Here is a 15360-nt window from a genome sequence, read left to right as displayed (position 1 = left end):
AGTTGGAAATGTTGGCGAGTTCGGAGTACAATTCCCCCTATTATTGGGCGGGATTTACCTTTCAGGGGGAGTGGAATGATAGCGCTGTGCGCGGGGAGTAGGAAAAGTAAAAAGTGAGATCGAATCCGGTTGAATAGTCAGATCGCTGTCTCCGAGTTCACCCGCCTTGAAATGAATTTCAAGGCTCATAGCGACAGTCCACGCAAGCGTGGACTCGGCTCAAAGAGGCGCAATGGCGGAAGTGCCGAATTTACCAAGTCTGCATTTTGGCTCTATTACCCATTGCTCGAACCCATGAGTTGTTCGCTTTCGTCTTCCATATCTTCCGGGGATGCGAGGTTGGGAAGGGTGGCCGGAGCGATGATTTTCAAGCCCTTGGGAATGCATTCGATTTCCAAAGGAGTCGTGCCGATAATTTCGCCGTCCAAAACCACTTTTTGGGCGGGTTCGGTTTTGATTTTCACCCGCCTCGCCCGCAGCCCGATCATGTTGTCCCGCTGGGTTCCGGTTTTGAGCAAAGCCGACCCGAACAGTTCCACCATACCCGCGATCGCCCGCATTTTGTTCAACTTTTGATTTTGGGTGGAAACAAACATCATCACTTCCAACTGGCCGTCGTCGGGGATCACCTGTCCCAACCCCTGGGCGAGGATCGAAGTCGGGGGGGCGGCGTTGGCGACGGTGACGGCGCCGGACCGGACGCGGCTGGTGGTTCCGTCGATCTCGATTTCCGTTTCAAATAACGTCTGCTCGTCGAGCTGTTGCAGTCCCGCCATGACGTAAGCCAGGGGTCCCCAACGCTGTTTCGTTTCGCGATCGGCTTTGCTGATGGTTTCCGCCTCGTAGCCGATACCGGCCAGCAGGATCATGGGATGATCGTTGCAGCGGGCGGCGTCCACGATGCGCGTCACCCCGGCGATGATGGTATTGCACGCACCGCGAATGGTGCCGGGAATGCCGAGGGCCATACAAAAGGCATTCGCCGTCCCCCGGGGAATCACAGCCAGGGGAACGTCGGTGCCGATCACCGCCCCCGCCACCGCCGAAACCGTCCCGTCTCCCCCGGAGGCGATCACCAGGTCAGGTTCCGCCTCGATGGCCTGTCTCGCCAGTTGTTCGGCTCCCACATCGGGGGTGGTGAAGCAAACTTTCAGGTGGATATGGGGTTCCAACAATTGCCGGATCAGCACCAAATCCTGCTGGGGATTGCCGGTCCCGGAAACGGGGTTGAAGATGAGGTGGGCGGTCCGGTGGCGGGTGAGGCCGCTCAACAGGGCTGTGGCGGTCGCCAGGTTGGTGGCGAAGGGGACGTTGTGGAGGTTGCAAGCCCGGATCAGGGTTTGAATTTCCGGGGCCTGCAGGGGAAGGCCGGGGTCGAGCAGGAAAATTAAGGCGGCGATTTCGTCGCCTTGCAGGATGCGGGCAGCCAGTTCCAGGTCGCCCCCCCGTTGGAAGGAGGAGAGTACCTCGACTTCGAGCCCGGTGCCCTGCAGGAGGTATTGGGCGGTTCTTTCCGGGGCGACGAACTGGTAGCGAGAGAGGGCGATCTGGTGGTCTTGGATGAACTGAACCAGCGGCTCCCGCTGACTTTCGTGGGCGATAAGGGCGATCGTTGTAGACATGGCAAGTCGGATAATTGGAAATATTTTAAATGGACTGTGAGCTTTTATGGGAGATTATCTCCGAACTGTTCTGGCGATCGCTACAATTCCAAAAACCTTTTGACCTGTTCCCAGATGTCCGGCAGAACGTTACCCAAACTGTGGTCGTCTTCGAGTTCCACCAGTTCCACCCCGGGGCGATCGCGGGCGAAATCCCGGCTACTCTGGATGGGGATGACTTCATCTTGGGTTCCGTGTAAGATCAGGGTGGGAATGAATCGCCCCAATTTTCCATCGTCATAATGGGTCAAATCTTTGATAAAGTTGTATTTTAATGGGGTTTCTTGTCCGTAGCCGTAATGATAAACGGAGAGAGTCCCATCGTTTTGCCACTGTTGCAGTTGTGTCCGGCCTAGGTGGGGTAACAGGTGGGAAAGAAAATCGAAGGCTGGAGCCAGCAGCACCAATTTTTCAATGCTGGCTTGCCGTTGAGCCAGCCAAGTCGCCGTCAGACCGCCAAAACTCGAACCGATCGCGATCGCCCGTCGGGGAGGGGCGAAAAATTCCGCCTCGACTTGCCGGATTTGGCGGGTCAATGTCAAATTCAAAAAATCGCCTTGGTTGAGGTCGGGAATATTTAAGGCGATCGCGCATTCGGAAAAGCGATCGCGCAGGTATTGAGCTTTGGCGGATTTGGGACCCGAGGCGAATCCGTGCAGGTAAAGATAGGTAAAACAATCGGATGGCATGGCTGGATTATAAACGCGATCGCTCCCCGCGATTGAAATTGGAGGGGCGATCGCATTTTAAACTGAGAATCAGCCGACTTGAGAACCGGGACGCGCTGAAGTCATCCGAGGCGATCGTCCCGGCGTCCACACCGGCCAATTCCGCATCATCGCCGACCCATTTCGTCGGTCCGGGAAATTTAAATCATTGACATTCTTGTTGGGACAGCAGACACCGACTGAATCGGGACGCCCCGCGATCGAGGGCCTGTTCCGCCGCGACGATCAGATTTTGGGCCGAAGATCCCACCTCCGGCATGGCACTGGCGACGCCGAAACTCAGCAACCGCTGGGAAGACAGGGCGGGGAGGCTCAGTTGGGGGAGGAACTGCCCCACCTGTTCCTGGATGGTATCGACGAGCCGCACGGCCCAGCGGGCGTTGGTTTGGGGCAACAAGACGGCGAATTCGATGTCTCCGTAGCGGGCGACCAAACCTTTGGGGTGGGTGACGGTTTGTCGGATAATTTTGGCGATTTCCCGCAGGCAGTCGTCGGCCGTGCGATCGCCCTCCCGTTCCCGGTAATCGTGCCAGCCTTCCATGCGAGACAAAATCAAGGACAGGGGGGCCTGCTCCGCGATCGCCCGCTCCCACTCCCGGCCGAGATAATCGTCGAAGCCGTGGCGGCTCATTAGTCGGGTGAGGGCATCGGTCGCCGCCAATTGCTGGAGTTTGCGGTTGGCTTCCTCCAACTGTTCGTAGAGTTCTGCCTGGTAGATGGCGATGGAGAGTTGGTTGGCGAAACTGTGGATGAGCTTGAGATCGGACTCGTGCCAATTATATGCCGGGTCACGCATCACTAGACTCAGACTTCCCCACAGGAGATCGCGGCTGTAGAGGGGGACGGGCATCCAGCCCCCCGGACAGGTTCGTAAGAATTCGGAAATGCTGGTTTCGTCCGGGGAACTGGGGCGGACTTGGGGCAGCGATCGCAGGACTGAGGGCAATTCGGAGTCCAGTTGCTTGCTGTAGGTTTTGCCGGAATTGCAGGTGGTTTTCCCGGCTAACCCGTCGGGGGCGCGGCGATATTCGGCTCGATTCAACCATAATTTTCCTTCGGAAATATACTGGACGATTTGCACCGACTCTGCGTCAAAAATGGTTCCGAGTTCGGAGACGGCTGTCGTAAAAATGCGCTCCAAATTGAGGGAGCTTCTGATGGTTTGGGTGAGGCGATCGACGGCTTTCTCCCGTTGCGACTGTCGTTTGAGGGTGTCTTCCATCAACTTGAGGGGCGTGCGATCGACGGCGATGCAGAGGTTGCCTTCAAACTGGTTTTTTTGGTCGAACAGGGGGCGGACGGAAAGCGTCACCCAAATCGGTTTTCCGGAGCGGTGTCGGAGCCCGAGATCGTATTTTTCTTCGCGATCGCGGGGGTGGTATTGGTGGGCGATCGCCGAAAATGCCGCGTGCCTCTCGTCCATAAATTTCCATAAAGATTTCCCGACCATCTCTTCCGGGACGTAGCCCAGCAGATCTGCCATTTTGGCGTTGGCGAAGACGGTCTGGCTCTCCCGATCAAGAATCCAGATTCCTGCAGCCGTGGTTTCCAGGGTTCCCCGAGATAATTGATCCCGGTCAAGTTCTCCTGCGATCGCTATCGTCGCAGCCGCGGCCGGTTTCGCCGGCACCATCGTACCGCCGCGATCGATCAGCGGCATTTCTTGATGGCAGTTCAGACAAAAACCAATTTTTTTATGGGCGATAATATGAATGAGAAGCGGTTCGGAGCAGCAGGGACACAAAAACTTATCCATCATTCTTGTTAACCTCAACTTTTTATCCGCTTTTTGTTGACAAAGGGACTTGTTTCTAGAATAAGTGGGTTTTCAATAATTTTTTGTGTTTCGATACAAATCTTGACGGACAACGGTAGCTCCGGATACAGAAAAATAAAAAAATCAGGGCGATCGCCCTGAAATTCTCAATTTCTTTAATTTTTGTAACGGAATCTCAGCTAACCGAGCTAACCGATTGTCAACAAGTAGGCTTCGTGGAGTTTGAGGTTGGGGATGGTCAACCGGACGGTTTCGTCAGAGACGGCGATTTGCTCCTGGGTGAGTTTCGTCAACTGCTTGACAACCGCCTCCCCGCTGTCGGGAATGCGGGAAATACTGAACGTCAGCGGTTGTCCCGGTTGGGCCAAATTGAGTTGGCGGAGATTTTTGAGAACCAGGGTCATCGACGCCCGGGGGGAAGAACGCCCCTGCTCGAAGTAACCGAACAGGACTTGGGCTTGGTTTTGGGCGTTGGAGCGACTCGCGAGGGCGACGACCTTCGGGTTGGTGGTCTGGCTGCGAACCCGCGACCCCACCCCGTCGGCGTAGCTCTTGTAAACCCACCAGACGGCCCGAGATGCGAAGGAACCGGGCTGCACCAGGCCGTCCAAACTGTTGTTGAAGCAATTGTTTTTTCCTCCCCCTTTGGGTTCCCAACAGGCCTTGGCGGCGGCGTCGGCGCCTCCCTGTTCGGCGTAGTGGAGAAAGCCCAAATTTTCGGCGGGCCGGTACTGGGCGGTGGGCCCGACGATCTCGTTGATCTGCAATTCCTTGATGTTGAGGCTTCTAAAGGCGGGGTTCTGTTGAAAGCTGCGGCGGGCGTCTTGGACGTGGGAGGCGATCGCGGTGATTTCCTGGTCGTTGAGTTCGTGCCAAGACAAAAAATTGACTTCCAAATTATTCGACCGGGCGTAGTTCAAAAACGCCGTCAAAAAGCCCTTGTCGTATTTCATGATACTCGGCCCGCCGATCATCACGTCGGGTCCCAATTCTTCTCGCAAAACCCGATAGGCCCGCTTGTAGGTTTCAAAAAACTGCTCCCTCGAACCCTTCCAAAAGGGATCGCGGAGGTCGGGTTCGTTCCAGACATCCCACATCATGGTTTTGCCCTTGTGTGTTTTTGCCAAATTGCGGACGTGGGCTTCCCATTTGCCGTAGTCGTCGTAGGGCCAGCCACGCGGTTTTCCATATCCCCAAGTGTCGCTTAATAGCAACTGAAATCTCGCGCCGAATCCCGTCAGGCGGGGGTACAAATCCAGGCGGGAAGTCCGCCAAAATTTCGGGGCGAGGGGCTGGATTTGATTGCTGGGCGGTTCGTTTTGATCGACGCCGTACAAAAACCCGCTCATGGATTTGATATTGGGCTGGGGGGCGGCAAAATCGACGACGACGGTGGCGTTCGCCTGGGCGATCGCCGGCACTCGCCCCACCGCGACGAAGAACAAAGCCGCCGCGATCGCCAGCAACAGGTACGACCACCGCCACCCGAAAAGTCCGCCTTTCCGGGAGATTAACTTCCTCACAAAATTCATGCAAATTCAATCAAATTCGACGTAAAAAATAAGCCGATTTTTTAAAAATGGCTATCATTTTCGACAACAATTTTATCACAAAATTGATCATTATCAATGATCAATTATCAATGATCAATTGTTTTACCACGGGCTGCTGATGAGACTGAAACCCGCCCAATAAAAGGGATGGTCGAGGCGGCTGGGGGTCAAATTTTTGAGGTTTTCGGGGAGGGGGACGGCGCGATCGCCCAACAGCAAACGATCGCCCTCAAACCGCACGTCGCCCCGGAGGAGGTGGATTTGGGCCTGTCGCAGGGCCTCGGCCTTCGTGGGGGCGATCGCCAACTGGCGGTAAAACTCCGCCATCAAGGCCAGGGTCCCCAAATCGCTCACATTCCACAGACTCGCCACGGCCGATTTCACCCCCGCCTGCAACGCCAAACCCGCGAATCCCAACTCCGCCTCCGGGTCCCCCAAAGCGGTCTGGCAGGCACTCAAAACCAACAATTCCGGCGGCGAATTATTCCAGGGAATGTTGCGGATCTCGTGGAGGGTAATTTGGGCATCCCAAAACTGAATGTAGGAATTTTTCGGACTGCCCGAATTAAATGCGGCATGGGTCGCCCAATGGACGATATCGAAGGATTGTTCGGCTAAATTATCCTTCAGATTTTGGGTGGTAAATTCCCGGTTGAGAAAAAATTCCCCGGACTCGCCGGTTCTGCTTTGACTTTCTGCGGCGATCGCGGAGAGTTCGACGGGGACGGCGGGCAAAGGTTCCAGGGTTTGAAACTCCGAGGCGCCCATCGCCAAAATGCGATCGAGTCGGAGGGGTTTGTAGTCGGTATCGATCAGGTTAAAAGCCGGAATGCGGGTCAGAGAATACTTTTCAATTAAAAATTGTTCGCCGTCGTGGAGGGCGACCATCGGAGTTGTTCGCAGGCCACTTCCCAGGCAAAATAACAGGGTATCGACGCCGGCGGGTTGCAAATATTCCGCCTCGAACGGTGCGACGATCCACTCATAGAGTTTTCGGGCGGCTTCGAGTTGCAAGGGCGGACGCAGGCGGGTGACATTTTGGCGGAAAATCCGCGCCGTACTCTCAATTAATTCTTCGGGTACGTCGAACAAGTCGCGGACGATGGGTTCTGCATCGGGGGTAATTAAAACCAGGTGCAAATAATCGGTGCGGGGGATCGCCCAGAGGACGGCGGGGGTGGTTCCGGTCTGTTCCCCCAGGCGGGCGAGGATTTTGGCGATCGCTTCGGGGGGTTGCTCCGCCGAGGCGATATCCCGGCCGAAATAGTCTTCGTATTCCCGTTCGATGCCCCGTTCCATTTCCAAGATTTTCTCACTCAAAGATTGGGCGGGGGTTTCCAGGGAACCGAGGGCGACGGACAGGGCGACGAGCAACAGGCAAACGCCGAGGCTGAGGGCGAAAAAACGAGTTCTGAGATGCTTGAGTCGAAGGGTGAAGGCGTGATCGATCCCATTCCAAAATTTCATGAAATCTACCTCTGAGAGCTAAAAATTGGGCGACGAACGGGCAATTTTTACAAATGCTTTTATAGCACTGCGCGAGCCGCGTAGTTACACAGTTGACGGGTGAGGATTGTCAATCCCCCGACTCCCCAATCCCGAATCTGTAAACACACTCTTCGCGCATTGCTATTTGTCAACGGGTGCTTGCTGCAATCGGCGCTAAAAAAAAGAGGGTCGATAACCCTCTTGTCGGTCAATTCTACAGTCGTGAGTCCGCCCGATCCTGACGGCGGGGGAAAATTGTCAGCGCAGGGTGACAAATTCTTCCCCGCTGGTGGGGTGGATGCCCATCGTGGCGTCGAAATCGCGCTTGGTGGCGCCCATCGTGACCGCGATCGCGACGCCCTGGATCAGTTCCGCCGCGTCTTTCCCCACCATGTGGGCGCCCAGGACGCGATCGGTGTTGCTTTCGACGATCAACTTCATCGTCACCTTTTCCTCGGCGCCGGTGAGGCTGTGGAACATGGGCCGGAACCGGGCGCGGTAGCAGCGGACGGCGTCGCCGAATTTTTCCCGGGCCTGTCCTTCCGTCATCCCCACGGTGCAGGCTTCGGGTTGGGAGAAAACCGCCGTGGCGATATTTTCGTGGCTGATGGCTTGGGGCGTGTGGCCGAATTCCGTGTCGGCGAAGGCCCGCCCCTCGGCGATCGCGACGGGGGTGAGGTTGACGCGATCGGTGCAGTCGCCCACGGCGAAGATATTGGACTGGGTGGTGCGGCTGTCCTGGGTGACGGCGATCGCGCCCCCGATGGTTTCCACCCCGGCATTCTCCAACATCAGTCCGTCGAGTTTGGGCTTGCGGCCCGTGGCGCACAGCAGGGCGTCCACCACCAGCGGCTCGGCATTTTCCCCGCTCAGGTTAATTTTCAACCCCTCCTCCACCTTTTCGATACTTTCGACGGTGGTGTTGAGGCGGAAATTGACGCCGTGATTGCCCATCCCCTCCTGGATGCTGGCGCGAATATCTTCGTCGAACCCGCGCAGGATCAGATCACGGCGGATAATTTCCGTGACTTCGCTCCCCAACCCGTTGAGGATGCTGGCGAATTCCACGGCAATGTAGCCCCCGCCCCAGACGGCGAACCGTTTCGGCTGTTCGGGCAGCAAAAACATATCGTCGGAGATGATGCTGTGTTCGATGCCGGGGATGTCCGGGCGGACGGCTTTGCCCCCCACGGCGATCAAAATCTTGTCGGCGGTGATCTTGCGATCGCCCACTTCCACCGTGTGGGCATCGACGAATTTGGCGTATCCTTGAATCAGTTCGACGCCGGCTTTTTCCAAAAAGCTGATGTGCAGTTGGCTCAACCGCTTCACTTCTGTATCGACGGCCGTCACCAACTTCGACCAGTCGAACTGGGGTTCGACTTCGCTCCAACCGTAACCCACCGCATCTTTGTAAAGGTGGGAGAAGTGGGAGGCGTAGACCATCAATTTTTTGGGGACGCAACCCCGGATCACGCAGGTTCCCCCCACCAGGTCATTTTCCGCGATCGCCACCCGGGCGCCGTAGGATGCAGCCCGCTTCGAGGATGCCAATCCCCCGGAACCCGCGCCAATCACAAACAAATCATAATCGTATGCCATGAAACAATAGCCTCTCGCCTAAATCTTCTCTATTTGCCAGGGTTGGCTGTTTTGCGCCAATTCTTAATTTTGACATTCTCTTTACGCGATCGCTAGGCGACCCCGGTGAAGATTCCCGTCGCCCGCCGTTTCGGAGGTGGCGGAACTCGAACCCCGGCGCGGCAGTCTAGACGGGACAGGGCGATCGGCGATCGCACCCGATAGGGAACAATAACACTAAAGTTCGTGAGGAAGTCGGTGGATTGACACCGCCGGGGGGCGTCTCAACCGTTCTGCACCGCCAAAATCGATAAAAAAGACGATTTTGCTAGGCAGTTATCAGTTTTTCGTCAATTTTTATGGAGTCAAAGCTATGCAAACGCGACAATTTCCCTTGCCGAAATGGTGCCTGTTGGCGCTCATGTTTTCAGTTTCGGGGGGGGCGATGCCACTGGGGGCGTCTCCAACTTTGACTCCGCAACAGCGGGAAGAATTTCGAGCCGATTATCTGGAGGGATGTCTGGCTGGGGTGGCGGCGCAGAATATTGACCGGCGACGCGGACAGGCGTTTTGTCAGTGTACCGTGAACCGCCTGAGCCAGTTGCCCGCCTCGAAACTCCTGGCCCTCTCTGAGATGAGCGAACAAGAAATCATGGCTAACGGGGATTTTAAAATGGCGATGGCTCAATGTTCCTTCGCCCTGGTGAGCCATTCTCCGAGTCCGAGTTGGTACGAAGTCCGGACAACAGGACGTCCCCGGAGCTAGAGGGGGCAGGGGGGTGGAGGAGGCGGAGGAGGCAAATTTATAGTCAGATCCGTACAAATTCCCCAATCATCGACCGATGATTTTTGCTTGTCGGGGCCCCTGGCTTGCGCCCTAGGGAATTGATTCCCAAGCGGTTTAGGCGTTCAACCCGTTTCCGCTGCTTCCTCCGCTTCCAAAGAAAGCCGGAGCCGGACAACTCACCAGAAATTCGGCTCGATTTGGGTCAGTTTTTGAGAATGTCTTTCAATCTCTCCGTCTTCTCTGTACAATCGCCATAATGGGAATCCAACGGAGACATAGCATCAAAATCATGAGTTCAACTCTCGCACCCTATGGCTCCTGGCAATCCCCCATCACCACCGACTTAATTGTTGCAGGAGCGGTCGGCTTGGGAAGTCCTACCTGGGATGGGGATGATGTTTACTGGGTTGAGGGGCGACCGTCAGAAGGGGGACGCAACGTCATCGTCCGCTTGAGTTCTGCGGGAGAACCCCGAGATGTCACCCCGGCTCCTTTCAATGCCCGCACCCGCGTCCACGAATATGGCGGGGGGGCTTACACCGTTGACCGTGGCATCGTCTATTTTTCTAATTTTGCCGACGGGCGCCTCTACCGGCAGGCGATCGCGGGTATTGCCGACCCGCAGCAGGTGTCACCGGAACCCGTCACCCCCGAGGGCGCGTTTCGCTACGCCGATTTGAAGATCGATCGCCGGCGGGGGCGGCTGATCTGCGTCCGAGAAGACCACAGCGGGGAGGGCGAACCGGTCAATACTTTGGTGAGCGTCAATCTCGACGATCCCCAGGATATCAGAATTCTCGCCGAGGGCGCGGATTTTTATGCGTCCCCCGACCTGAGTCCGGATGGGTTGCGGCTGTGTTGGATTTGCTGGAACCACCCCAATATGCCCTGGGACGGGACGGAATTATATGTCGCCGACGTCGGAGATGATGGGACGTTGGGGAAACCCCGGCGGGTGGCGGGGGGGCCGGAAGAGTCGATTTTTGAGCCCCAGTGGTCGCCCGGTGGTACGCTCTATTTTGTCAGCGATCGCGCCAACTGGTGGAACCTCTACCGCATCCGCAACAACATCATCGAACCGCTGTTCCCCCTGCCGGCGGAGTTCGGAGTCCCCCAGTGGGTGTTCGGGATGTCCACCTACGGCTTCGTTTCGGACCGGCAGATTTGCTGCTGCTACACCCAGTCGGGGATTTGGTCTTTGGCGACGTTGAATGTGGAAGCCAAACAGTTGCGATCGTTCGATCTGTCTTATACTTATTTTTCGTCGGTGCGGGTGAGGGGAGATGGCGTGCTGTTGCTGGCGGCCTCGGCGACGGAGGCTCCGGCTCTGATGCGGTTGGATCTCGATCGCGCCGAAATTGACCTGATCCGGCGATCGAGCGACATCGACCTCGACCCGGGCTATCTGTCCGTTCCCGAACCGGTGGAATTTCCCACGGAAAACGGCAAGACGGCCTACGGCTTTTTTTACCCGCCCCAAAATAAGGATTACACCGCCCCCCCCGGGGAAAAACCCCCCTTGGTGGTGAAAAGTCACGGCGGGCCGACGGCGGCGACCAACGGCAGTCTCAGTTTGAAGGTGCAGTATTGGACGAGTCGCGGTTTCGCGGTGTTGGATGTCAACTACGGCGGATCGACGGGTTACGGACGGGACTACCGCCAGCGCCTTCAGGGAAACTGGGGAATCGTGGATGTGGAAGACTGCGTGAATGGGGCGAAGTTCCTGGCTAAACGGGGATTGGCGGACCGCGATCGCATGGCGATCGCGGGGGGCAGTGCCGGGGGTTATACGACCCTGTGCGCCCTCACCTTCCACGACGTTTTCAAAGCCGGGGCGAGTTACTACGGCGTCAGTGATCTGGAGGCGTTGGCGACGGATACCCACAAGTTTGAATCCCGCTATCTGGACGGGCTCATCGGTCCCTATCCGGAGCGCCGGGATGTCTATGTGGAGCGATCGCCCATCCACCACAGCGATCGCCTCTCCTGTCCGATGATCTTTTTCCAGGGGTTGGAAGATAAGGTCGTCCCCCCCGCCCAGGCCGAGAAAATGGTGGAGGCCCTCAGTGCCAAAGGATTGACGGTGGAATACGTCACCTTCGCCGAGGAACAGCACGGCTTCCGCCGCGCCGAGAACATCAAGCGGGCCCTGGAAGACGAGTTCCGCTTTTACACCCGCGTCTTCGGCATTCCTGACCAAAAGGTGTAGCTATTCCCCGAATGGTTCCGAAATCCAAACAACCCGGGCTCTGGTTGAGTCCGGGTTCCATTTTCCCGCCGTCTAGGCGATCGCTCTCTATCCCATTGATATTGACAGGGGGCGTGACCACCGAGTTTTCCTCATCAATAAGTCGAACAATTATAGCATAAAAAACGCGATTTTTTTGCCGCTTTACAAAAGCTTCATATCGGGGGTTCACTCCTTGATAAAACCTTTAAAATTGACCGAATTTTTTTTACAAAACTTCATCAATTTCCCCGGGGCGGGCGGAAAGATGCCCACAGTCCACGTCGCCAGAACTACCGCCTGACAGGGGTTTGGTCGCCATTGGCGACGGGCAAAAATAGAACGCCAAAAAATTTTTTTTCATTTTCCGTAAAATCGGGCGATCTGACCCGAGAGAGAAAGTGAAAGGTCAATAGGGAGGGCGCTTTTTTCAAGTCGGCTTGTTCTCGCTTAAAACCGGCGTCCAAGTTCCCGATACCTGTGTCCAAATAAAGGTTAGAAAAAATGGAAATCATCCAAAGCAAAAATCTCGACGATCTGATCCAAAGCGTCAAAGTTGCCCAACAAAAATACGCCACCTACAGCCAAAAAAAGGTGGACGAAATTTTCAAAAAAGCGGCTTTGTCAGCCAACGCAGCTCGCATTCCCCTCGCCCAAATTGCCGTCGAAGAAACCGGCATGGGAGTGGTCGAAGATAAGACGATCAAGAATCACTTTGCTTCGGAATACATCTACAATAAATATAAAGCCGAAAAAACCTGCGGTGTCATCGAATCCGACCCCCACTATGGCTGGCAACGGATTGCCGAACCCCTGGGACTTTTAGCGGGAATCGTGCCGACGACCAACCCGACATCGACGGCTATTTTTAAAGCGCTGTTGGCGCTCAAAACTCGCAACGGAATTATCTTTTCTCCCCACCCGAGGGCAAAAAAATGTACCATCGAAGCCGCCAAAATTGTCCGGGATGCTGCGGTAGCCGCCGGGGCGCCGGAGGGGATTATCGAATGGATTGACAACCCCACCCTGGAATGGTCCCAACAATTGATGCAGCATCCCGATATCAACCTGATTTTGGCGACAGGCGGGCCGGGAATGGTACAGGCAGCCTACTCGTCCGGACATCCCAGCGTCGGAGTCGGTTCGGGAAATACTCCCGCCGTTATCGATGGGACGGCTGATGTCAAAATGGCGGTTTCTTCGATTTTAATTGGTAAAACCTTTGACAATGGGATGATCTGCGCTTCCGAACAGGCGGCGATCGCTCAAGAAGACGTTTATGCCAGCGTCAAAAAAGAATTTATCGTTCGGGGGGGCTATTTTCTGAAGCAGAAAGAAAAAGAAGCCATCCGAAAACTGCTCCTCAAAAATGGCCGCTTGAACCCGGAAATTGTGGGTCAGTCCGTCGAAAAACTGGCAGAGATGGCGAATATTTCAGTTCCGGAAGGGACTAAGGTGCTGATTGCGGAAGTGAAAAATATCGGCGAGAGCGAACCGTTTTCGTTTGAAAAATTGTCCCCAGTTTTGGCTTTATACCGCGCCGGCAGTTTTCTGAAAGCAGTTGAAAAAGCGGAAAAATTAATTGCTTTTGGAGGAAAAGGGCATACATCTGTCCTCTACACCCACCCCGGTAATAGCGAACATATCCAATATTTTGAACATCACTTGCAGACCGGGCGGGTCTTGATTAATACTCCATCTTCTCAGGGGGCGATCGGCGACCTTTACAATTTCCGCCTGTCTCCTTCGATGACCTTGGGATGCGGTAGCTGGGGTGGTAATTCGATTAGCGAAAACGTCGAACCGCACCATTTGTTAAACATCAAAACCGTCGCCGAACGCCGGGAGAATATGCTGTGGTTCCGGGTGCCGCCGAAAGTTTACTTTAAATCGGGTTGCTTGCCCGTCGCACTGCGGGAACTGCAAGGCAAAAAACGGGCAGTTATCGTCACGGATAAACCTCTGTTCGACATGGGATTTATTCGAGAAGTGACGGAGGTTTTGGACGAAATTGAAGTTGCCCATCATATCTTCTACGATGTGGAACCCGATCCCAAACTTTCCAATATCAAGAAAGGGGTCGCCCTTCTCAACAGTTATCAGCCCGATATCATCATCGCGATGGGTGGCGGTTCCCCGATGGATGCGGCGAAAATTATGTGGTTGATGTACGAACATCCGGAGGTCGAATTTGAAGGGGTTGCGACGCGATTTATGGATATTCGCAAGCGGGTTTACGAGTTGCCACCGCTGGGAAATAAAGCGATGATGATCGCCATTCCGACCACTTCCGGGACGGGTTCTGAAGTGACACCGTTTGCCGTGGTGACGGACGATCGCACCGGCATCAAATATCCCCTGGCGGATTACGCTTTGACTCCCAATATGGCGATCGTCGATCCGGAATTGACCCTGAATATGCCCAAGAAATTGACCGCCTACGGTGGCATCGATGCGGTCACTCACGCCTTAGAAGCTTACGTCTCCATTTGTGCCTCCCAATTCACCAACGGACTGGCTTTGGAGGCTCTGGGATTGCTGTTTAAATACCTGCCCTCGGCCTATCAAAATGGGGCAAAAGATCCGAAAGCGCGGGAACAGGTGCATTATGCGGCCACCATTGCCGGCATGGCGTTCGCCAATGCGTTCCTGGGGATTTGTCACTCCCTGGCACACAAACTGGGCTCGAATTTCCACCTGCCCCACGGGTTGGCAAATGCGCTGATGATTTCCCACGTCATCCGCTACAATTCTACGGACGCCCCGTTCAAACAGGCGATTTTCCCGCAGTACGAATATCCCCAAGCCAAACAACGCTACGCCGAAATCGCCGATTATCTCAAATTGGGCGGCAATACTCCGGATGAAAAGGTCGAAAAGCTGATCGAAGCGGTGGAAGATCTCAAGCAAAAACTCGACATTCCCCCCACCATTCGGGAAGCGTGGCAGGGAGACGAAGCGGAATTTATGGGCCGGGTCGCAGATTTGGCGGGTCAAGCCTTTGACGACCAGTGTACGGCCGCCAACCCCCGTTATCCGTTGATTTGCGACTTGCAGGAGTTGTATGTTACAGCTTACCGGCAACCGGCGATTCTGGCGGCACCGGCGCACCCCGAATGGGAACCTTCTGAGAAATGGGTTTCTCAGGACAATGGGAACAATCTTCATCCGGAATGCCGGGAAACATTTGAAAGCTATTGTCGGGGTGGCCATTCCCAAATGCCGGTTAACGACCTCAACAGTAAGGCTCTGGTGGCTTTGATGGATTCTTGGTGGAAAACTGAGGGGATGTAATGGAAGTGGCGAGCCACTTCCGGGGGCATGGGGATCGGGTCTGCGTCGGATATCGTTCCCCATCACAAGGGAAAGGGTTCCGGGCCGAGGAAAAAAGATGCTCTCATTTTCCCGAAAACCTGGCCCCGTCGCCACAGGTATTTCCCGAGCCATTATCAGAGTTTGATGATATTTGCGAAAACGGAAAATATAGCGCTGCGCGCGGTCCTCGGCAGTCGGGAGTCGGGAGTCGGAAACTGAAACGGCTTTTCTATAAGGGTTTGA

The 15360-nt window shown here is 55.4% G+C and carries 10 protein-coding genes; 4 read left to right on the top strand and 6 right to left on the bottom strand.

The genetic code is table 11. The features are described 5' to 3' along the window. Nucleotides 1-275: 275 nt before the first annotated feature. Nucleotides 276-1622 (bottom strand): methylglyoxal synthase, encoded by a 1347-nt coding sequence (locus AC0QHF_RS12110; protein WP_324704473.1) that lies wholly within the window; start codon nucleotides 1620-1622, stop codon nucleotides 276-278. An 80-nt stretch (nucleotides 1623-1702) separates the two neighbouring features. After that, entirely contained in the window at nucleotides 1703-2350 is a 648-nt protein-coding gene (locus AC0QHF_RS12105; RefSeq protein WP_324704472.1) for a YqiA/YcfP family alpha/beta fold hydrolase, read from the bottom strand. Here AC0QHF_RS12105 and AC0QHF_RS12100 point away from each other — a divergent pair. Then, nucleotides 2344-2541 (top strand): hypothetical protein, encoded by a 198-nt coding sequence (locus AC0QHF_RS12100; RefSeq protein ID WP_324704471.1) that lies wholly within the window; start codon nucleotides 2344-2346, stop codon nucleotides 2539-2541. The two genes, AC0QHF_RS12105 and AC0QHF_RS12100, sit on opposite strands and share 7 nt — an antisense overlap. Here AC0QHF_RS12100 and AC0QHF_RS12095 read toward each other — a convergent pair. The 4 genes from AC0QHF_RS12095 to gor form a co-directional block, all read right to left on the bottom strand. Further along, entirely contained in the window at nucleotides 2535-4148 is a 1614-nt protein-coding gene (locus AC0QHF_RS12095; protein WP_324704470.1) for a sensor domain-containing diguanylate cyclase, read from the bottom strand. The two genes, AC0QHF_RS12100 and AC0QHF_RS12095, sit on opposite strands and share 7 nt — an antisense overlap. Before the next feature lie 206 nt (nucleotides 4149-4354). Continuing rightward, nucleotides 4355-5698: a GH39 family glycosyl hydrolase gene (locus AC0QHF_RS12090; protein WP_324704469.1), complete on the bottom strand. Its 1344-nt coding sequence runs from the start codon at nucleotides 5696-5698 to the stop codon at nucleotides 4355-4357. A 123-nt stretch (nucleotides 5699-5821) separates the two neighbouring features. Then, nucleotides 5822-7186 (bottom strand): CHAT domain-containing protein, encoded by a 1365-nt coding sequence (locus AC0QHF_RS12085; RefSeq protein ID WP_324704468.1) that lies wholly within the window; start codon nucleotides 7184-7186, stop codon nucleotides 5822-5824. A gap of 279 nt (nucleotides 7187-7465) precedes the next feature. Beyond that, on the bottom strand, nucleotides 7466-8809 hold the full coding sequence (gene gor, locus AC0QHF_RS12080; RefSeq protein ID WP_324704467.1) for a glutathione-disulfide reductase: 1344 nt from the start codon (nucleotides 8807-8809) through the stop codon (nucleotides 7466-7468). A 352-nt stretch (nucleotides 8810-9161) separates the two neighbouring features. Between gor and AC0QHF_RS12075 the strand changes: the two genes are divergently transcribed. The 3 genes from AC0QHF_RS12075 to adhE all read left to right on the top strand — a co-directional run bounded on the left by AC0QHF_RS12075 (nucleotide 9162) and on the right by adhE (nucleotide 15096). Next, nucleotides 9162-9554 carry a hypothetical protein gene (locus AC0QHF_RS12075; RefSeq protein ID WP_324704466.1) on the top strand — a complete coding sequence of 131 codons (393 nt, stop codon included), beginning with the start codon at nucleotides 9162-9164 and terminating at the stop codon, nucleotides 9552-9554. A gap of 310 nt (nucleotides 9555-9864) precedes the next feature. Beyond that, nucleotides 9865-11784: a S9 family peptidase gene (locus AC0QHF_RS12070; RefSeq protein WP_324704465.1), complete on the top strand. Its 1920-nt coding sequence runs from the start codon at nucleotides 9865-9867 to the stop codon at nucleotides 11782-11784. A gap of 522 nt (nucleotides 11785-12306) precedes the next feature. Continuing rightward, nucleotides 12307-15096 (top strand): bifunctional acetaldehyde-CoA/alcohol dehydrogenase, encoded by a 2790-nt coding sequence (gene adhE / locus AC0QHF_RS12065; protein WP_324704464.1) that lies wholly within the window; start codon nucleotides 12307-12309, stop codon nucleotides 15094-15096. Nucleotides 15097-15360 lie beyond the last annotated feature (264 nt).

Source organism: Lyngbya sp. CCY1209, assembly GCF_055795065.1.
Note: the sequence above shows the minus strand (reverse complement) of the source record. Positions and strands in the feature narration are given on the sequence as shown.

Excerpts from the sequence above, each read along its gene's own strand:
- AC0QHF_RS12110 (WP_324704473.1), bottom strand. The coding sequence starts at position 1,622 with ATGTCTACAACGATCGCCCTTATCGCCCACGAAAGTCAGCGGGAGCCG.
- AC0QHF_RS12100 (WP_324704471.1), top strand. The coding sequence starts at position 2,344 with ATGGCATGGCTGGATTATAAACGCGATCGCTCCCCGCGATTGAAATTG.
- AC0QHF_RS12105 (WP_324704472.1), bottom strand. The coding sequence starts at position 2,350 with ATGCCATCCGATTGTTTTACCTATCTTTACCTGCACGGATTCGCCTCG.
- AC0QHF_RS12095 (WP_324704470.1), bottom strand. The coding sequence starts at position 4,148 with ATGATGGATAAGTTTTTGTGTCCCTGCTGCTCCGAACCGCTTCTCATT.
- AC0QHF_RS12090 (WP_324704469.1), bottom strand. The coding sequence starts at position 5,698 with ATGAATTTTGTGAGGAAGTTAATCTCCCGGAAAGGCGGACTTTTCGGG.
- AC0QHF_RS12085 (WP_324704468.1), bottom strand. The coding sequence starts at position 7,186 with ATGAAATTTTGGAATGGGATCGATCACGCCTTCACCCTTCGACTCAAG.
- gor (WP_324704467.1), bottom strand. The coding sequence starts at position 8,809 with ATGGCATACGATTATGATTTGTTTGTGATTGGCGCGGGTTCCGGGGGA.
- AC0QHF_RS12075 (WP_324704466.1), top strand. The coding sequence starts at position 9,162 with ATGCAAACGCGACAATTTCCCTTGCCGAAATGGTGCCTGTTGGCGCTC.
- AC0QHF_RS12070 (WP_324704465.1), top strand. The coding sequence starts at position 9,865 with ATGAGTTCAACTCTCGCACCCTATGGCTCCTGGCAATCCCCCATCACC.
- adhE (WP_324704464.1), top strand. The coding sequence starts at position 12,307 with ATGGAAATCATCCAAAGCAAAAATCTCGACGATCTGATCCAAAGCGTC.